The 18,297-nt window shown below is 58.7% G+C and carries 20 protein-coding genes and 2 pseudogenes; 11 read left to right on the top strand and 11 right to left on the bottom strand.

Annotation, left to right across the window (positions count from 1 at the left end):
* Nucleotides 1-179: 179 nt before the first annotated feature.
* The 5 genes from AACY30_RS11960 to AACY30_RS11980 all read right to left on the bottom strand — a co-directional run bounded on the left by AACY30_RS11960 (nucleotide 180) and on the right by AACY30_RS11980 (nucleotide 4,219).
* Complete coding sequence (locus tag AACY30_RS11960) at nucleotides 180-482, bottom strand: hypothetical protein (protein ID WP_339540370.1); 303 nt, start codon at nucleotides 480-482, stop codon at nucleotides 180-182.
* Entirely contained in the window at nucleotides 469-735 is a 267-nt protein-coding gene (locus AACY30_RS11965) for a hypothetical protein (RefSeq protein WP_339540371.1), read from the bottom strand. The genes AACY30_RS11960 and AACY30_RS11965 overlap by 14 nt, the downstream gene beginning before the upstream one ends.
* A complete protein-coding gene (locus tag AACY30_RS11970) occupies nucleotides 735-1,475 on the bottom strand; it encodes a KilA-N domain-containing protein (protein WP_339540372.1) in 741 nt (246 codons plus the stop codon). Before AACY30_RS11970 ends, AACY30_RS11965 begins: the two co-directional genes overlap by 1 nt.
* Nucleotides 1,476-2,209: 734 nt before the next feature.
* Complete coding sequence (locus AACY30_RS11975) at nucleotides 2,210-2,632, bottom strand: hypothetical protein (protein WP_108573989.1); 423 nt, start codon at nucleotides 2,630-2,632, stop codon at nucleotides 2,210-2,212.
* 144 nt (nucleotides 2,633-2,776) lie between these two features.
* Complete coding sequence (locus tag AACY30_RS11980) at nucleotides 2,777-4,219, bottom strand: tyrosine-type recombinase/integrase (protein WP_339540373.1); 1,443 nt, start codon at nucleotides 4,217-4,219, stop codon at nucleotides 2,777-2,779.
* A gap of 43 nt (nucleotides 4,220-4,262) precedes the next feature.
* Between AACY30_RS11980 and AACY30_RS11985 the strand changes: the two are divergent.
* A pseudogene (locus tag AACY30_RS11985) lies at nucleotides 4,263-4,454 on the top strand (L-aspartate oxidase); the annotation flags it as partial.
* Here AACY30_RS11985 and AACY30_RS11990 read toward each other — a convergent pair.
* Nucleotides 4,423-4,869 (bottom strand): hypothetical protein, encoded by a 447-nt coding sequence (locus AACY30_RS11990; RefSeq protein ID WP_339471234.1) that lies wholly within the window; start codon nucleotides 4,867-4,869, stop codon nucleotides 4,423-4,425. The pseudogene AACY30_RS11985 and the gene AACY30_RS11990 overlap by 32 nt on opposite strands.
* Complete coding sequence (locus AACY30_RS11995; RefSeq protein ID WP_339414950.1) at nucleotides 4,853-5,107, bottom strand: FAD assembly factor SdhE; 255 nt, start codon at nucleotides 5,105-5,107, stop codon at nucleotides 4,853-4,855. Before AACY30_RS11995 ends, AACY30_RS11990 begins: the two co-directional genes overlap by 17 nt.
* Before the next feature lie 140 nt (nucleotides 5,108-5,247).
* Here AACY30_RS11995 and ygfZ point away from each other — a divergent pair, with 140 nt between their 5' ends.
* Complete coding sequence (ygfZ, locus tag AACY30_RS12000; protein WP_339471236.1) at nucleotides 5,248-6,189, top strand: CAF17-like 4Fe-4S cluster assembly/insertion protein YgfZ; 942 nt, start codon at nucleotides 5,248-5,250, stop codon at nucleotides 6,187-6,189.
* Nucleotides 6,190-6,225: 36 nt separating this feature from the next.
* The gene (locus tag AACY30_RS12005) at nucleotides 6,226-7,047 is read left to right on the top strand and encodes an HDOD domain-containing protein (RefSeq protein ID WP_339471237.1); all 822 of its coding nucleotides are present in this window, start codon (nucleotides 6,226-6,228) and stop codon (nucleotides 7,045-7,047) included.
* Here AACY30_RS12005 and AACY30_RS12010 read toward each other — a convergent pair whose 3' ends face one another.
* Entirely contained in the window at nucleotides 7,048-8,433 is a 1,386-nt protein-coding gene (locus tag AACY30_RS12010) for a sensor histidine kinase (protein ID WP_339471238.1), read from the bottom strand.
* Nucleotides 8,426-9,097 (bottom strand): response regulator, encoded by a 672-nt coding sequence (locus AACY30_RS12015; protein ID WP_010212220.1) that lies wholly within the window; start codon nucleotides 9,095-9,097, stop codon nucleotides 8,426-8,428. The genes AACY30_RS12010 and AACY30_RS12015 overlap by 8 nt, the downstream gene beginning before the upstream one ends.
* A gap of 232 nt (nucleotides 9,098-9,329) precedes the next feature.
* Here AACY30_RS12015 and AACY30_RS12020 point away from each other — a divergent pair, with 232 nt between their 5' ends.
* The 5 genes from AACY30_RS12020 to AACY30_RS12040 all read left to right on the top strand — a co-directional run bounded on the left by AACY30_RS12020 (nucleotide 9,330) and on the right by AACY30_RS12040 (nucleotide 14,470).
* Nucleotides 9,330-10,313 carry a Bug family tripartite tricarboxylate transporter substrate binding protein gene (locus AACY30_RS12020; RefSeq protein WP_339414954.1) on the top strand — a complete coding sequence of 328 codons (984 nt, stop codon included), beginning with the start codon at nucleotides 9,330-9,332 and terminating at the stop codon, nucleotides 10,311-10,313.
* A gap of 60 nt (nucleotides 10,314-10,373) precedes the next feature.
* The gene (locus AACY30_RS12025; protein WP_339471239.1) at nucleotides 10,374-10,832 is read left to right on the top strand and encodes a tripartite tricarboxylate transporter TctB family protein; all 459 of its coding nucleotides are present in this window, start codon (nucleotides 10,374-10,376) and stop codon (nucleotides 10,830-10,832) included.
* Between the two features lies 1 nt (nucleotide 10,833).
* A complete protein-coding gene (locus AACY30_RS12030) occupies nucleotides 10,834-12,348 on the top strand; it encodes a tripartite tricarboxylate transporter permease (protein WP_339414956.1) in 1,515 nt (504 codons plus the stop codon).
* Nucleotides 12,341-13,369 carry an AbrB family transcriptional regulator gene (locus tag AACY30_RS12035; RefSeq protein ID WP_339540374.1) on the top strand — a complete coding sequence of 343 codons (1,029 nt, stop codon included), beginning with the start codon at nucleotides 12,341-12,343 and terminating at the stop codon, nucleotides 13,367-13,369. Before AACY30_RS12030 ends, AACY30_RS12035 begins: the two co-directional genes overlap by 8 nt.
* Before the next feature lie 162 nt (nucleotides 13,370-13,531).
* Nucleotides 13,532-14,470, top strand: coding sequence for a YncE family protein (locus AACY30_RS12040; protein WP_339540375.1), 939 nt, complete (start codon nucleotides 13,532-13,534; stop codon nucleotides 14,468-14,470).
* Between the two features lie 11 nt (nucleotides 14,471-14,481).
* On the opposite strand, the gene ung is transcribed toward AACY30_RS12040, so the two are convergent.
* Entirely contained in the window at nucleotides 14,482-15,174 is a 693-nt protein-coding gene (gene ung / locus AACY30_RS12045; protein WP_339540376.1) for a uracil-DNA glycosylase, read from the bottom strand.
* A 136-nt stretch (nucleotides 15,175-15,310) separates the two neighbouring features.
* Here ung and AACY30_RS12050 point away from each other — a divergent pair, with 136 nt between their 5' ends.
* Nucleotides 15,311-16,423 carry an enoyl-CoA hydratase/isomerase family protein gene (locus AACY30_RS12050; RefSeq protein WP_339471243.1) on the top strand — a complete coding sequence of 371 codons (1,113 nt, stop codon included), beginning with the start codon at nucleotides 15,311-15,313 and terminating at the stop codon, nucleotides 16,421-16,423.
* Nucleotides 16,424-16,478: 55 nt separating this feature from the next.
* On the opposite strand, the gene AACY30_RS12055 is transcribed toward AACY30_RS12050, so the two are convergent.
* Nucleotides 16,479-16,841 carry a hypothetical protein gene (locus AACY30_RS12055; RefSeq protein WP_339414961.1) on the bottom strand — a complete coding sequence of 121 codons (363 nt, stop codon included), beginning with the start codon at nucleotides 16,839-16,841 and terminating at the stop codon, nucleotides 16,479-16,481.
* A gap of 321 nt (nucleotides 16,842-17,162) precedes the next feature.
* On the opposite strand from AACY30_RS12055, the pseudogene AACY30_RS27450 reads away from it, so the two are divergent.
* Nucleotides 17,163-17,357, top strand: a pseudogene (locus AACY30_RS27450) (HAMP domain-containing protein); the annotation flags it as partial.
* 21 nt (nucleotides 17,358-17,378) lie between these two features.
* Complete coding sequence (locus tag AACY30_RS12060; protein WP_445261429.1) at nucleotides 17,379-18,215, top strand: methyl-accepting chemotaxis protein; 837 nt, start codon at nucleotides 17,379-17,381, stop codon at nucleotides 18,213-18,215.
* Nucleotides 18,216-18,297 lie beyond the last annotated feature (82 nt).

The raw sequence follows: 18,297 nt of genomic DNA on the forward strand, positions 1-18,297 counted from the left end.
TCCTATATAGAGACATTGATTCATGGCCTTGCCGCATAGAGGCAACGTGACCAGATGGCAAGGAGTAGCCGCACGGGCCTCTCAAGGTCATGATCAATATCTTCTGGGTTTTGGGTAGGTTGTTCGTGATCACGGGTCTACAGCTTGGCGGGTGTGATCTTGGTGCCGATGGCGGACGGCTATGCGTTAAGCGGGGTTACTACGGTGATCGGTGATCGGGTCAGTGGGATTCGCATGGGCACCATCAGGACCGCATCGAGATGCAGTGTGGTGGTCTGGGTGAACTGCTTCACGAGAACCAGTAGGCCGGGGTGGGCCAGCTTAAGGAGCCTGCAAAGGGCCACTACGTCTACGCCCTGCTCACCCTTGCGGACGATACGTTCACGGGCGTCACGGTCTCGCCAGATGGTGCGCAGGGTGATCAGCTTGGTTCGACTTGCAGGTGTCGCGAAGAAAGCGTTGAGCTGATCAGAGAAGTTCATAGCGTTTCATCAGCTCAAGGGTATCGGGGTCGTGCTGCTCTTTTGCGTCGTTCTCAGCCTGCTTAGCGGCCCACCACGCCTGACGTGAAGGCTTACGGTTCTTGCGTGCTTGGTGTGCCTTACGGTGGCGCTCAGCGGTAGCTTGACGGACCTCAAGGGGATGACCCGCAAGCATCATGGACAGAGTGCGAACCAGTCGGGTGCGCTGGGCGCAGGACATGGCGAAGTTCGTGTTGGGCTCGTTGTGGCTCATTAGATCGCCTCCTTGGTCACACGACCCCAGCGGTCAACACGAGAGGCCTGAGCTGCCTTCTTGGCCTGAGCCTTGCGGCGGTTGCCGTCAGCTACTCCGGTGTTGATAGTCTCTGTGTTGCAAACCAGCCAATCGAGGCCACCGGGCTTGACCCTCCAGCCTTCACGGTTCCCGAAGTCGCTCGATACGGGCACGAAGTGTCCGAGGTCGAAAGCTTTCTTAGGAGGTCGTACAGGGCCGTCAGGCGTACCGAAGCTATCCACGGCACGCACGAAACGCTTGCACGCATGCAGGTACTTAAGGGCCAAAGCGGGGTGCTGAATGCCTGCTACACGGCATGCCTCGGTCCATGTAAGACCAGCGCCACGCGCCTTAAGGTCGAGGGTCGTAGCCTTGGGCATGTTGGCGTCCAAGAGGGCATCTTTCTGACGCAGTTCACGGACGGCACTGTTACGCATGGAGATGAACGCACGGATGACCATCAGATAAAAATCAGTCGAAACCCACATGGCGTAGGCAATTGCGCCCTCTTCTGTAGCGAGGGTCCCGTTACCGTGGGAGACATGCAAATTTGCATCTTTGATCAGGGCAGCTTGTACAGCATTACGCCACTGACCCGGCTCCCGAACATTCAAGGCCTTGGCGATCTCGTTTAGATTCCACATTCCATCTTCATTCGGCTTGAAGGTTTGACCCTCGATAACAATGGGCAGCAAATCGGCTTGGTTGTCGATGTTCATAGTTGTGTTTTCCTTTTGAATGCTCCCTGAGTCACATCCACCGGCCAACCTCCAAGGCCCCACAACGGGCATCGGCAAGTGGCAAAGGAAGCATTCAGAAAGACTTGGAGTTTACGGGAGTGGCGTGTGATCGCCGTTGCAGGTGACCGTGGCGTGGGTCATCTGGTTATTGTGGGTGTTTTTAAATTCGTCTCGATTGTGACTGGATGGCCGGATTGATCACGGTCTGTGGAGACCATCGGAGCTATGCAAATTTGCAGGGCAGTAGACCCGCGAACAAGGTGAACTTAAAGTTACTCAATTAGAACTTAAAGTATTATTCCTTAATAGATTAATCTTATAAGAATTAACACTCCAAGCTCTCTTTAAGTTTTCTTTATATAAACCTTAAGAGCCTTTATATGGGTACACAGCCAACTCGGTCCGTAGATCATAAAAGGCCCTCTAACCGTGCGATCAGTGATAGGAGGCCCAAACCTATCAAGGGTCTACTCACACGAAGTGAACAGACAGAATCGCTACAGTGGTCCTCGATGCTGGACCAGCAGATCCCGTTAGGGCTGCGCTTGGTGGTCGTATCGGTCTGGGTATGAGCCACTGTCCAGATACGCCTTGCCCGCAGAGGGCCACCTTGGAGGTGACCTTACGGCATCATTCACAGAGGTCGCCACGTTTCGGGTGGTGTCGCTCTGGTTATTGTGGGGGTTTTTAAATCCCCTCTCAAACAGAGACACTCACAAACTTTTACCATCAGCATTCTTTATACTCTGATCTGCAACATCACAGATGAACTTGGCAATAAATGAAGCCACATTCCCACTATCAAATATAAAATCACTTTCAAACTGATATTCACCACTAACATTGAGGGTTACCAACTTCCCCATTTTATTCTTGCAATCCCCAGCAGTGACATACCACTTACTCAATTCTATTTTCTTGCGCTTGGCACTAATGGCTCTACCTGCCAACACCGCAATAGGAACATCACTTTTATTTTGTGAAAACTCAAACGATCCTGGCATAGCTTCCCAAGTTGAACCGTCTTCTGCTGAAACGAGTTTTATCCAGCCCTTATCGGCAGACGCAGAGAAGCTAACAAACAAAAGTAAAGCACTCGCCAAAACGATAAGTAATTTATCAAATGCCCTCAACATCTTAAGTCGCACTCCTTAGATTAAAGGTTCGGGCAATTTTCCCTGAGATGAAATCTCGATCACCCGCTATCGCACACTATCCGCGCTGGAAATTCGTATAACTCGCGGTGCCTCACAGATGAATCAATTCAACTCTGGGTAGTATCATACGGCCATACGAAACGCACTTACCAGCGCCTCAGCCATACGGCCCACCTCAACGGCACTCCCCGCCCCATACAGGTCATAGCTGATAGACCCCGAAGCGTGCCCCAAGATGGACTCAGCGGTCCCCACAGGCACCTCAGCGGCCTTCAAGGCACCGGCCAGCGAGTGACGCAACGAATGGAAGGTCTGGGTCCGATCAGCGTTCAACGTCAGGACCTCCCTAAGGGCCCCATTGAGCACGTTCGAGAACTGACCGGCGCCAAGTGTGAATAGCCGGGAGTCTGCCTTTCTGACGAACTCAAGAAACGCCTGAAGATCGAAGCCGTAGGCGCCATCAGTCAGCGGCACAACACGGAGAGCATTCTTGGTCTTAGCTGTCTTTCCATCATTCCTGTTGATGTCGATGACCCACACGCTGCCGACCTGCTTTACGTCAGCCTTGGTCAACTGCCTGAGTTCCTCGATACGGGCCCCAGTGATCACCCCAAGGGACAACGCCCAGCGCTGCCAAGCGTCCATTGGAAGGGACTTAGCGTGAGCCATCAAGGCCGCTACCTGATCCTGAGAGAGCGCCTCACGGGAGCTGTCAGCGCCTTTCGTTGGCTTCAGACCCTTATCGAAGCTCTTGTCGAGATAGCCGTTATTCACAGCCCAATCCATGACCGTCGATAGCTTCGTCAGGATCTTTCTCACGGTGATCGGTTTACGAGTCTCAAGGAGCTTCTCCCTCAGATCCTTCATGTCCTCCCGCGTGTGGGTCTTCATGTCCAAGTCGCCAAGGATCGCGCCGATAGACTCACACGATGACTTCACGTCCCGCATGGTGCTGACCTGAATGCTGTCTTTGCGTTCCGCCATGTAGAGCCCAGAGAGGGCCTTGAATGTCAGACCTGAAAGAGCACTTACAGATAAGGGCAGGGAGAGGGCCACAGACGTGCTACAAGATTCCCCATTGAGGTCCTTCACGATCTCGACCAGCTTCCCCGACCGACCCCGCATACGCTCCTGAGAGGCCTCAAGGATCTCAAGGGCCTTACTTACTGCTCGTTGCTGATTGATGCTCAAGGGCAACTGTGCGGACGCCTTACGGAGCGCCAAGTGATGTTCATCGTTGATCATCTCGTAAGCGACCAGCGAACTGTCACCGTGTGCCATCGTCAGGTTGTACTCAGCGATGTCGATCAAGCGCTCACGAAGTTCATCCCATGGCGCTTCTGGGTTGTCAAAATGATAGGCCTTCAGAGTCGAGAGGATGTCGTCGGAGATGGTCATTGCGGTGGCCTTGTCGGTAGTCCTGAGTGACAGCGTGAAGAAGCCCTTAACGGTTCCTTGAGGGCGAAGGCGAAGGTAATAGCGACCAGACCGGCGATAGTGGTACGGCTTGGCGAGCGCAGTTTGTAACAGGTTTGTCCCACTTTGGGAGCGGTGGTTAACGGTCATCGGCTGAAACCCCTGTATCCATTGGGTTTAGCCTCAAAGGGTCGAGTTCTACAGTAACTACAAAGTCAGCCGCGACCTGATCGAGCTGCGCAACCTGGCCCAGGTAGCAGAGTTGATGATCCGCTCGGCCATGGAGCGCAAAGAAAGCCGCGGCCTGCATTACACCCTGGACTACCCGCAGATGCTGCCCGAAGCCCGGGACACTATTCTGGTGCCAACCACCTACGGCGGCTGAACTTCAAGCGCACCCGCAGGCGCCGATGCACATCGGCGACCTGCGCATCCGACGGCACACAGATAGAACGCACCCACCACGCCCCAGGCACCCGATAGCGCAGCACCACGATTAGCGGCAGCGCCAAGCTGTCGGGACGCAACTGCACGCTGTGCCAACCTCGCTCAGCACTGAGCAACTGCCAGCCATCGGCGTCGCGGCGCAGGCCACGAATCGACGAACGGTGTGTGAGCAGGATATGACGCGGTAAAACCCAGGCGGCATGCGCCAGGCACAGCAACATGCCCAGGCTTGAACAAGACAGATCAAGAAACAAAAGCGCAGCCAACGCGAACAGCTGGGCGAGGAGATACGCCGCCAGCATCAGCCGTGAGGCCTGCCAGCGGCATTCAAACGTATTACTTGGGCTGAACACGGTCCAGAATCATCCGGACCATACGCTGCAGTTCCGGGTCTTCCGATTCGGCACGTTCCATAAACCAGCCGAACATGTCCTGGTCTTCGCATTCCAGCAGCCTGACATAGAGGTCGCGATCCACCTTATTGAGCGTCGCATACACATCCTTGGTGAAAGGCACCAGCAACACGTCCAATTCCAGCATGCCACGACGGCTGTGCCAGTAGAGACGATTGATTTCTACATCTTCGACCATGGAGCGCTCCTCAAATAGAGCGCAAGTATACAGGCCCGACGGCACCGGAACAGTCGGCTTTGGTCGCCCCATACGGAAACTATCCATTTGCCGGGCGCCCCTCTATGATGCACCCATGACTTTTTGACCTGCGATGACCCATGGCTGACTCTGCTTTCTTCTGCCCCCTATCCCACGAAGGCGTTCTCGCCGTCCGAGGCGCCGACGCTGCCAAATTCCTTCAGGGCCAACTGACCTGCAACCTCAATTACCTGAGCGAGACCCAGGCCAGCCTCGGCGCGCGCTGCACACAAAAAGGACGTATGCAGTCGAGCTTTCGCATCCTGCTGCAAGGTGACGGCGTGTTACTGGCAATGGCCACTGAGCTGCTGGAACCGCAGTTGGCAGACCTGAAGAAGTACGCCGTGTTCTCCAAATCCAAGCTCACCGACGAAACCGCCGCCTGGGTGCGTTTCGGCCTCGTGAGCGCGAATCAGGCGTTGGCCAGCCTAGGCCTGGAACTGCCGGCCGAGACCGATAGCGTCGCCCGCAGCAACGCATTGATTGCCACCCGCGTGTCCCCTGAGCGCGCCGAACTCTGGGTACCCACCGAACACGCTGAGGCCGTGCACGAGCAACTGGCCAAGCAATTAAAAGAAACAGATTTGAATGATTGGCTGCTGGGTCAAATCCGCGCAGGTATTGGCCAGGTCATGCCGCAGACGCGCGAGCTGTTCATCCCGCAGATGCTCAACCTGCAAGCCGTGGGCGCCGTCAGCTTCAAGAAGGGCTGCTACACCGGCCAGGAAATCGTAGCGCGCATGCAGTACCTGGGAAAACTCAAACGTCGGCTGTACCGCTTGAGCCTCAATACCGCTGAAATGCCCGAGCCGGGCACGCCGTTGTTCTCTCCCAGCCATAACAGCTCGATCGGCGAAGTGGTCATTGCCGCAAAAGCTGACCAAAACGTTGAACTTCTGGCCGTATTGCAAGCCGAAGCTGCCGATAGTGGCGATGTGCATTTAGGCACGCTAGAAGGTCCCGCCTTACAGCTGCTTGACCTGCCTTACACACTCGACCGTGATCGAGAGATACAGCGTTAGTCGCCATACCTTTTTGCAACACGCTAGAGAGCATGAATGAACGAGCTGGCGGAAAAAGTCCAACAGGCTTTAGTGACGGCCATCGACAACGATGACCTGGTTCTGCCGACATTGCCGGAAGTAGCCCTGAATATTCGTCAGGCCGCTGAAGACCCGGAAATCAGCATCAGCCACTTGAGCAAAGTGATCGGTCGCGATACCGCGCTGTCGGCTCGCCTGATAAAAGTGGTCAACAGCCCGCTGTTGCGTGCGACCCAGGAAGTCACCGACCTGCACACCGCCATCACCCGGCTGGGCACCAACTACAGCAGCAACCTCGCAATCGGCCTGGTCATGGAGCAGATTTTTCAAGCCCGCTCCGATGTGATTGATCAGAAAATGCGTGATGTGTGGCGTCGCAGCCTCGAAGTAGCGGGCGTCAGCTATGCCTTATGCCGCAGTCACAGCCAGCTCAAGCCCGACCAGGCGGCCCTCGGCGGCCTGGTGCACCAGATCGGCGTGCTGCCGATCCTGACGTACGCAGAAGACCACTATGAGCTGCTGTCGGACTCGGTCAGCCTCAACCATGTAATCGAGAGCATCCACCCGTTACTGGGCGACAAACTGCTAAGCGGCTGGGACTTTCCGGAAATGCTGGCGAAACTGCCCGGCCAGTACCTGGACCTGGAACGCGATTCGGCCAGACTCGACTACATCGATGTAGTGCAAGTCGCCGTGCTGTATTGCCATCGCGGCACCGATCACCCCCTGGCAAGCGTATCGGCCTCTACCCTGCCGGCGATCAAGAAACTGCGCATCGACCCCTACAGCGAATCCTTGCGCGCCGAGTTGGATGAAGCACGCTCGATGTTCTACTGATCAGCCCGCGATAAAACTCACCCGCACCTTCAACCCGGCCTGCTCGCCATCGTGCAGGCTGATCTGCGCCAGATGCGCCCGGCAGATTTCACCGACAATCGCCAACCCCAGGCCTGACCCCATGCCTTGTTGGCTACGGCGGTAGAAGCGTTCGAACACCCGATCCCGCTCATCCTGCGGAATACCGGGGCCGTCATCCTCCACTTCCAGCACCGCCGGTGCCGTTACACGCAGGATCACGTTGCCACCCGGCGTCGTATGAGCCAAGGCATTGTCCACTAGATTGCTCAACAGCTCATTCAACAGCGTTGGCTCACCGCGCAACCACACTGGCTCGTCGGCTTCCAACGCCAACGCCACGCCGCGTGCGTGGGCCAACGGCGCCATGGCCATGCCCAGCTCGCGAGCCAATTGGCTGAGGTCAAGTAGCTGCGCGCCGCCTTCGGCAATCGCTCGGGCACCGTTTTCGATGCGTGCCAGAGACAACAGTTGATTGGCCAGATGAGTCAGACGGTCAGTGCCCTGGGCCGCGGATTCCAAAGTACTGCGCCAGATGGCGGGATCTTCGGCGCGCAAGCCCAGTTCCAACCGGGCCTTCAGCGCTGCCAGCGGCGTACGCAACTCATGGGCCGCATCGGCAATAAACTGCGCCTGGCGCTCGAACTGGCCGCGCAGGCGCTCGGTGAAGTGGTTGAGGGACCGCACTAACGGGCCGAACTCGTGCTGCACTTCCACCAACGGCAAAGGACGCAAGTCGTCGGGCTGGCGCTCCTCCACCGCCGTGCGCAAACGCTCCAACGGCCGCAACGCCGCACTCACGGCAAACCACACCAGCAACAACGCGCCGATACCGAGCATGCCCAGGCGCAGCAAGGTGTCGGCCATCAGGCTGCGAGCCATGCTTACGCGCGCTTCATCGGTTTCGGCGACGCGGATTTCCGCCATGCCATTCATGTTGGGTTCAGAGACAGCCTTTAGCAGGCTCACCACACGCACTTCCTGGCCCTGATACACGGCGTCATAGAAACGTGCCAGTGCCGGATAGTCATCGGTGCGCGGCGTGCCCGGCGGTGGGCCGGGAAGGTTTTCGTAGCCGGAGATCAACTGCTGGTGGATGTCATTGACCTGGTAATAAATCCGCCCGGCACTGTCGTAGGCAAAAGTGTCCAGGGCGACGTAGGGCACATTGGCGCTCAAGGTGCCATCTACTTGGGTCAAGCCAGCGGCGATAGTGCGCGCCGAGGCCAGCAGTGTGCGGTCGTAGGCGGTATCTGCGGCCTCGCGGCCATTCCAGTAGGCGCTCATGCCGCTGGCGAACATCAACAACACCAGCAGCAGCGCCAGGTTCCACAGCAGGCGCCAGCGCAGGCTGCTGGGCTTATGCATCGCGAGCTTCCAGCAAGTACCCAAGGCCACGAAAGGTCACGATAGCGATGGGCTGGCCGTCGAGTTTCTTGCGCAGGCGGTGCACGTAGATTTCGATGGCATCCGGACTAGCCTCCTCATCCAGGCCGAACACCTGGGAGGCTAACTGCTCCTTGCTCATCACCCGACCCGGGCGAGCGATCAGCGCTTCGAGCACTGCTTGCTCACGGGAAGTAAGCGTCATCAGCTCACCACCCACGGTGAAACGCCGGGTGTCGAGGTCGTAGACCAGCACGCCGCAGGCCTGCTGACGCTCGCCACCCAACACGCTGCGCCGCAGCAACGCCTTGACCCGCGCCTCCAGCTCCGTCAATTCGAAAGGTTTGGCGAGGTAGTCGTCAGCCCCCAGGTTCAGGCCGTGTACGCGGTCCTTCACATCACTGCGTGCCGTCAACATCAGCACCGGCAAGTTTTTTCCACGGGCGCGCAAACGCGCGAGCACCTCGAAACCATCCATGCGTGGCAGCCCCACATCGAGTATCGCCGCCGCGTATTCCTCGCTGCTCAGGGCCAGGTCCGCCGCCACCCCATCGTGCAGCACGTCAACGGTCAAACCCGTGCTCTTGAGCGCTTGCGCAACACTTTCGGCGAGTTGCAGATGGTCTTCAACCAGCAAGACACGCATGGATTTCTACCTCATTCAGGCGTGGTCGGCACCGCGCATTGCCGGGCAGTTTACAGGCGCCGCCTGCCCTGTGAAGCCCGAAGACATTGAAAGGTGACTGAAAGGTTAGTGAAAGCTTCGCGCTTTAGCATCCAGCTACGGCAGGTTACGCCTGCCAAGCTATTTGAGTGATAGCAACCGAAAAACGCCTCGAAGCGTTTTCGTCCCAATAAGAACAATAATGGAGACAGGCATGACCCCTTCCCTTCGTAAATTCGCGCTCGCCGCCGGCTGCATGCTGTTTGCCGGCCAACTGTTAGCCGCTGATGAACCCAAGCGCCCGGAATGTATCGCCCCAGCATCGCCTGGCGGCGGCTTTGACCTTACTTGCAAACTGGCGCAAAGCGCGCTGGTCAACCAGAAGCTGCTGAGCAAGCCGATGCGCGTCACCTACATGCCTGGCGGCGTCGGTGCCGTGGCCTACAACGCGGTGGTCGCCCAACGCCCTGCGGACGGCGGCACCCTGGTTGCGTGGTCCAGCGGTTCGCTGTTGAACCTGGCCCAAGGCAAGTTCGGTCGCTTCGATGAAAGCGCCGTGCGTTGGTTGGCAGCGGTCGGCACCAGCTACGGCGCCATCGCGGTGAAAGCCGATTCGCCCTACAAGAACCTCGACGATCTCGTCAAAGCCTTGAAGAAAGATCCAGGCAGCGTAGTGATCGGTTCCGGCGGCACTGTGGGCAGCCAGGACTGGATGCAAACCGCGCTGATCGCCAGAGCCGCCGGAATCAACCCGCGCGAGCTGCGTTATGTGGCCTTGGAAGGCGGCGGTGAAATCGCCACCGCTCTGCTCGGCGGCCACATCCAAGTGGGCAGTACCGACATCTCCGACTCCATGCCGCACATCTTGAGCGGCGATATGCGTCTGCTGGCGGTGTTCTCCGAACAGCGCCTGGATGAGCCGGAAATGAAGAATATTCCGACCGCCAAAGAGCAAGGCTACGACATCGTCTGGCCGGTGGTTCGCGGTTTCTACCTGGGGCCAAAAGTCAGCGATGCCGACTACGCCTGGTGGAAGGACGCGTTCGACAAACTGCTGGCCTCTGAAGAGTTCGCCAAGCTGCGTGACCAGCGCGAGCTGTTCCCGTTTGCCATGACCGGCCCAGAGCTGGACACCTACGTGAAGAAACAGGTGGCTGACTACAAAGTGCTGGCCAAAGAGTTCGGCCTGATCCAGTAATCGCCCTTCTGTCGCGCGGCCACGCCCGTTTAAACACGCGGCGTGGCCCAGGAGTTCAACATGCTCTTACAACGCATTTTTGCCGCCGTGTTGCTGCTGGCCTGCGCCGGCCTCGCAGCGATGGCGTGGCGCTATCACGCCGCATTTTCATACGAACCAGTCGGGCCACGCGCCTTCCCGCTGCTGATGCTCGGGCTGATGAGCCTGGCGCTGATCTACATGCTGATTCGCCCGCAGCCAACTCGCCATACCGAAGAAGAACCCGCGCTGGACCGTGCCACCTTGATCAAGATCGGCGTGTGCGTCGGGCTGTTGATCGTGTTCGCAGGCACCTTCGAACCTCTGGGCTTCATCCTCAGCAGTATGCTGATCGGCATCCCGATGGCACGCCTGTACGGCGGCCGCTGGCTGCCCAGTGTGATGATCGTCAGCCTAATGGCCGTCGGGCTTTATCTGCTGTTCGATAAAGTCATGGATGTGCCGCTGCCCCTTGGCCTGCTCGACGTTCTGGAGAACTGATATGGATACTTTCGGCTACTTGGGCCAAGGCTTTGGCGTTGCACTGTCCCCCTACAACCTGATAACCGCGCTGTGCGGCACCCTGATCGGCACCGTGGTCGGCCTGTTGCCGGGCCTTGGCCCGATCAACGGCGTGGCGCTGTTGATTCCGATCGCCTTCGCCCTCGGCCTGCCGCCGGAATCGGCGCTGATCCTGCTGGCAGCCGTGTACCTGGGCTGCGAGTACGGTGGCCGGATCAGCTCGATCCTGCTCAACATTCCGGGCGAAGCGTCCACCGTGATGACCACCCTCGACGGCTACCCGATGGCCCGCAAAGGCCTGGCGGGTGTAGCGCTGTCGTTGTCGGCCTGGAGCTCATTCATCGGTGCGTTTATCGCTACCTGCGGCATGGTGCTGTTTGCGCCGCTGCTGGCCAAATGGGCGATTGCCTTCGGCCCGGCGGAATACTTCGTACTGATGGTATTCGCGATTGTCTGTCTCGGCGGGATGGCGGGTGATAAACCCCTGAAGACGTTTGTGGCGGCGCTGATCGGCCTGTTCCTCTCGGCGGTGGGCATCGACGCCAACAGCGGTGTGTACCGTTTTACCGGCGATAACATTCACCTCACCGACGGCATCCAGTTTGTGGTGTTGGTGCTGGGCTTGTTCTCCATCAGCGAGATCCTGTTGCTGCTGGAAAAAACCCACCGTGGTCAGGAAGCTGTGAAAGCGACCGGACGGATGATGTTCAACCTGAAGGAAGCATCTTCTGTCTTTGTAGTAAACATCCGTTGCGGACTGCTCGGTTTCATCATGGGCGTGTTGCCCGGTGCCGGTGCGACCTTGGCCTCGGCGGTTGCCTACATGACCGAAAAACGCCTGGCCGGTGCCAGCGGTACATTCGGCCAGGGCGACATGCGCGGCCTCGCCGCTCCGGAAACTGCGATCGGAGCGTCCGCCTGCGGTGCGCTGGTGCCGATGCTGACGCTTGGCGTACCCGGCTCGGGCACCACGGCGGTGATGATCGGCGCACTGTCGCTGTACAACATCACCCCTGGCCCGCTGCTGTTTCAACAGCAACCGGATATCGTCTGGGGCCTGATCGCCTCGCTGTTTATCGCCAACATCATGCTGGTGGTCCTCAACATCCCGATGATCCGTATCTTCACGCGCATCCTGGCCGTGCCAAACTGGGCGCTGGTGCCAGTGATCGCGATCATCACGGCGATTGGTGTCTACGCCGTTCACGCGACCACCTTCGACCTGTTCCTGATGGTGGGTATCGGCATCTTCGGTTACATCCTGCGCAAGCTCGACTTCCCGCTGTCGCCGGTGCTGCTGGGCTTTATCCTGGGCGGCTTGATGGAGCAGAACCTACGCCGTGCGTTGTCGATCTCCAACGGTGACCTGCAAATCCTCTGGTCGAGCCCGATCACCTTTGGTGTGTGGGTACTGACTGCGCTGATGCTGGCCCTCCCGCTGGTGCGCATCTACCGCAAACGTGCCTTGCAGCGTCGTGCCGTGGCCGATGCCTGAGACCACCTTTAAACACTGGTGGGGAACACCGCTGGTCGGCCTGGCCGGCGGTTACCTGGCCAGCCTCGTCGGCTGGCCTTTGCCGTACATGGTCGGCTCGTTGCTGGCGATCATTCTGGTGCGTTGCCTCACGCCTTGGCAGTTGGCCGAGATGCCCGGCGGGCGCAAATGCGGCCAATGGGTGGTGGGCATAGGCATTGGCCTGCACTTCACCCCGGTGATGATCGAGCAGGTAATGAGCCACTTCGGGCTGATTTTTTTTGGTGCGCTGGTCACCAGCCTGTCGAGCGTGGTCGGCGTGTGGTTGATGAGGCGCAGCGGTGAAGACCGCGCCACCGCATTTTTCTCCAGCATGCCGGGTGGCTCCGGTGAGATGGTCAACCTCGGCGCACGCAATGGCGCAGTGCTCAGCCGGGTCGCGGCGGGGCAAAGTTTGCGGGTGCTGGTGGTGGTGCTGTGTGTGCCGGCGATCTTCAAGTATCTGCTGGAAGGCGGCACCCCGCAGTTTCATCCGGCGCCGGTGAGTTGGCCTTGGTTGTTAGTCTTGTTTCCGATGGGTGCGCTGGTGGCCTGGTGCTGGCAGCGTTTGCGTCAGCCGAACCCGTGGTTGTTCGGCCCCTTGCTGGTGAGCGCCACTGCCAGTGTGGTCTGGGACCTGCATATCGGCCTACCCGACGGCGGCAGCCAGATTGGCCAATGGCTGATCGGCAGCGGTTTGGGCTGCCACTTCAATCGTCAGTTCTTTCGACGTGCGCCATCGTTCATGGGCCGCACCCTGATCGGCACGGCCTTGACCATGGCGCTGGCGACATTGGCGGCGTTGGGTTTGAGCGCCCTGACCCATCTGGACCTGCGCTCGCTGACCCTGGGCATGATGCCCGGCGGCATTGCCGAGATGAGCCTCACCGCCGAGACCCTGCAACTGTCGGTGCCGCTGGTGACGGCGATGCAGGTGATGCGCTTACTATTCGTGTTGTTTTTGGCGGAGCCGCTGTTCAGACACTGGAACCGCCTACCCTGAGCAGAGCCGCTGTGCAAAGGTCTCCCAGGAACCATGACCGCTCATCTGAACTGTCATTTTTCACAGGTAGTCAACCTCACTCACTGAGCGCTCAATCTGTGGTGCAGATCGCGTGAGTACAGGTGATGACTGCACCCTTTCCGCCTACTCGAATTGCTCATCATGACCAAACACAATGAGCCACGCCCACCGACCTCTGACGACGCCCCAAAACCTGCAGCGATTGTGGAAACCATCGCAGTACCAGGCGACCCCAATAGCCTGGTGATGAACCGTGCAGGCACACGTCTGTATGTGACAAGCGCTACAACGGGATCCATCACCGTCCTCGGCACCCAACCTCTGCGGGTAATACAGACCCTAACAGGCCTGGGTTCTCCCATAAGGATAGTAATCAGCCCGGATGACTCCCGGGTTTATGTGAGTGACAACAGTGTCGCGACTGGAACCCCCATCAACGTCATCGAAACCCTGAATAACACCGTAGTCAAAACCATCACAGGGCTCATCACGGTGAATGGCATGGCGCGGAACTCAACGGGTACAAGGTTATATGTGGCTGATCACGGCGACTCGAAACTGGTTGCCTTTGATACCAGCACCTATCAACGAGTGAGTGAGACACCGGTGCATGGCCCTAAAGACGTGGTGATCGCACCGGACAACACGCGTGCTCACGTCGCCACGGATAGTCACGGCTGGGCCATCGTCGACCTCGCGAGCAATAATGTCACCGCGTATATCGGCATCGCCGCCGGCCCCCCCACGGCCATCGCTTACAGCCCGCGCTATCCAAACCTCTACATCACCCACCGCGAAAGTGGAAAGGTGACCGTTGGCAATGCCTTGATCCCCGACGTCAGCAAAGAAATCAGCAACCTTGAGGGGCCTTGGACCATTGCCTTCAATCGGCTCAGCGAAATGGCGTATATCTCTGAAACAGACGGGCGTCGGATCAGCATTATTGACACGCGTCTGAACCGCATCACCGGCACTATTGAAGGCTTCGACAAACCGCGGGGTATGGTTGTCGCTCCGGATGGCCGAAATCTATATGTCGCTGATATCGAGAATGGCTCGGTTTCGATGGTCAGGCTTTAGTACCGCGCGGATCAGACGGGCGGCAACCGCCACTCAATCGGTGCCTCGCCATTCTGCTCAAGAAACTTGTTGGTGCGGCTGAAATGCCCGCAACCCAAGAACCCGCGATACGCCGACAACGGCGACGGGTGCACCGAGGTCAACACGAGGTGCTTGGTCGCATCGACCAACTTCTGCTTGCCCTGCGCATGTGCGCCCCACAGCAAAAACACCAAATGCGACTGATGTTCGCTGACCACTTCGATAACCCGATCGGTAAAAAACTGCCAGCCCTTGCCCGCATGGGCGTTGGCGTTGGCACGCTCCACGGTCATGGTGGTGTTGAGCATCAAAACCCCTTGGTCAGCCCAGCTTTGCAGGTAACCATGATTGGGGATGTCGATGTTCAGGTCGCGCTTGAGCTCTTTATAGATATTCACCAGCGACGGCGGCGTCGGCACGCCCGGTTGCACCGAAAAGCACAGCCCATGAGCCTGGCCGGGACCGTGGTACGGGTCCTGGCCGAGGATCACCACTTTGACCTTGTCCAACGGCGTGGAATTGAGCGCATTGAAAATCAGCGGGCCCGGCGGGTAGATTTCTTTTCCGGCGGCATGTTCCTGGCGCAGAAACTCACGCAACTGGACCATGTAGGGCTTATCGAACTCATCGCGCAGGGCGTGTTTCCAGCTGGGTTCGAGTTTGATACGGTCGCCATCGGTCATAGTTGAATTGTCTTGTAAAAAAGAATGAGGCGAACCCTAGGAAAGCCGACTCCGCTTGTCAATTGATCTGACACCCCGCCGGCACTTTCTTACGAAGCGATCATACTGATCCTTCACCTTCTCGCTTGAGGTCACGATGAACCTGCACTTCGAAGAGCTAACCGGCAGCGACGGTGCCCGCATCGGCATCGCCAGCCTCGATGCTGAACAGTCCCTCAATGCCCTCTCCTTGCCAATGATCCTCGCCCTCGGCGACCGCCTGGACACCTGGGCCAAGGACCCGAACATCGTGTGTGTGCTGTTGCGTGGCAACGGCCCCAAGGCGTTTTGCGCTGGCGGCGAAGTACGCAGCCTGGCCCAGGCCTGCCGTGAACATCCCGGCGAGGTGCCGCCATTGGCTGCGCAGTTTTTCGCCGCGGAATACCGCCTCGACTACCGCCTGCACACCTACCCCAAACCGCTGATCTGCTGGGGCCACGGTTATGTACTGGGCGGCGGCATGGGCCTGCTGCAAAGCGCGTCGGTGCGTATCGTCACCCCGAGCAGCCGGTTGGCAATGCCGGAGATCAGTATCGGCTTGTATCCGGACGTGGGCGCTAGCTGGTTCCTGTCGCGCCTGCCGGGCAAACTCGGCTTGTTCCTTGGCCTGACCGGCGCGCACATCAACGGTCGCGACGCCTTGGACCTTGGCCTGGCCGACCGCTTCCTGCGCGACGATCAACAAGACGAACTGCTGGATGGCCTGCTGCAACTGAACTGGCAGGAACAGACCTCGGTGCAACTCAATAGCCTGCTCAAAGCGCTTGCTCAGGAAGCCGTCGATCAGAAACCCGAAGCGCAATGGCTGCCGCGGCGCGCACAGATCGACGAATGGTTGGACGTGGGCGATGTGCGTTGTGCCTGGCGCGCCTTGAGCCGACTGCGTGAGCACGCCGATCCGTTGTTCAGCCGTGCCGGCGAAACGCTGACCGAGGGCTGCCCACTGACCGCCCATCTGGTATGGGAGCAGATCCAGCGCGCCCGGCATTTGTCCCTGGCCCAAGTGTTCCAGATGGAATACACCCTTAGTCTCAATTGCTGCCGCCACCCGGAGTTCAGCGAAGGCGTGCGTGCGCGACTGATCGACAAGGACCAGACGCCCCATTGGCATTGGCCCGATATCAATACCGTCCCAGAAACGGTGGTGCAGGCGCATTTCAATAAGGCGTGGGAAGGCCGCCATCCGCTGGCTGACTTGTCTGATTACTGATTATTGGCGCCCATAAAAAAGCGGCGCTTCATGCGCCGCTTGCCATGCGGGTCTGTCAACGGTGACCGCCGCGACCACCTCCGTGGTCGGAACCGCGACCATGCCCGCCATTACCCCAACGGTCGCTACCCCAGCCTTGATTCGGATAAGGCCGGTAACCGGCGCGCGGCCCGTAATAGCGCGGCGCAGGCTGGTAATAACGCGGTGCCGAGTAATAACGCGGTTGGGGCGCGTAATAGCGCGGCGAAGGGTAATAGTCACGGCGGTAAGGATACGCCGCGCCACCGCCGTAGTAGTACACCGGCGCCGGTGAGGTGTAGACCTCAGAACGGTAATAGCTCTGGCCTCCATCGTAATAGGGCACACAGGCAGAAAGGGTCAGACCGAGTAAAGCACTGAGCAGCAGTCGTCGATACATGGCGGCCTCCTGGACCGCGGAAGAGCACCTCCAGCGACGCTGAAGGGCGGCATTCAGCTTTCACTGAATGACGAAATATCTGACATCAAAAACCGAATCTGGTGCGTTTTCGCAACAGCTTGATACATCTGCGCGCACTTTAACGTTTCAGTAAATTTAGCTAGCTCGAAACTTTGCCAATTGCGATGATATCGCTCGAAGCCAGGGAGGCTCTTCCGTGAGGCGCGCGAGTTGATCCGCGTGATGATCGAATCCAATAACCGCCAGATCAAGGAAGGCGTCGTCGCCGCCGATGAGCTGCGCGGCAGTGCGTTGGCGTGGATGATCAGTGGCATTGTCCTGGCCTTCATCATTGCCATCACCATTGGGGTGTTGATCACCCGCCTGATCACCCGCCCTATCGCCCAGGCTGTGGAAAGCGCACAACGCATTGCCAAGGGCGACCTGACCCAGGCCATCCTCTCCGAACGCACCGACGAAGCCGGGCAATTGCTGATGGCACTGGCGGATATGCAGGGCGGCTTGAAAAGCACCCTGATGGAAATCGCCAACGCTTCCGACCAGCTCGCTTCAGCCGCCGAAGAATTGAGTGCGGTCACCGATGAAAGCAGCCGTGGCCTGACCCGTCAGAATGATGAGATCCAACAGGCCGCTACGGCCGTGAACCAGATGACCGCTGCGGTGGACGAAGTGGCGAGCAACGCCGTATCGACCTCAGAGGCTTCGCGCCAGGCCACCAGCGAGGCCGAGGACGGTCGCCAGCAAGTCGAACAGGCCGTGTCCGGCATGAGTTCGATGGTGAGTGAAATCGACGATTCCACGCAATCGGTCGCAGATCTCGCCGGGCAAGTGCGGGAAATCGGCAAGGTGATCGATGTGATCCGTGGCATCGCCGACCAGACCAACCTGCTGGCCCTCAACGCCGCCATTGAAGCGGCCCGCGCGGGCGAGCAAGGTCGCGGTTTTGCAGTGGTCGCCGATGAGGTGCGTGCACTGGCGCATCGCACTCAGATCTCCACGGTCGACATCGAAAAAATGATTGGCGAAGTGCAAGTCGGCGCTGATGGTGCGGTCGCGGCAATGAACAAGAGCCTGACCTGGGCCAACAATACCCAGGCCCTGGCGCAAAACGCCGGTGAAGCACTGCAACGCATCACCGCCAGTGTGGCGATGATCAATGAACGCAACCTGGTGATCGCCTCCGCATCGGAGGAGCAAGCCCAGGTGGCCCGCGAAGTAGACCGCAACCTGCTGAATATCCAGGACCTGTACACCCAGACGGCCGCCGGTGCCAACCAGACCAATGCCGCCAGCCAGGACCTGTCGCGCCTGGCCACGTCCTTCAATGCATTGGTCAGCAAGTTCCAGCTCTAAGTAGCCTGTGCGGAGTCGGCCCTGTATCGTGCAAGGCACACCGGAATTCTCCGGAACCTTGCCTGATCCAAGCCCGAACCTG

The sequence above is a fragment of the Pseudomonas sp. RA_5y_Pfl1_P24 genome, from assembly GCF_963970945.1.
Taxonomy (GTDB): domain Bacteria; phylum Pseudomonadota; class Gammaproteobacteria; order Pseudomonadales; family Pseudomonadaceae; genus Aquipseudomonas; species Aquipseudomonas tritici.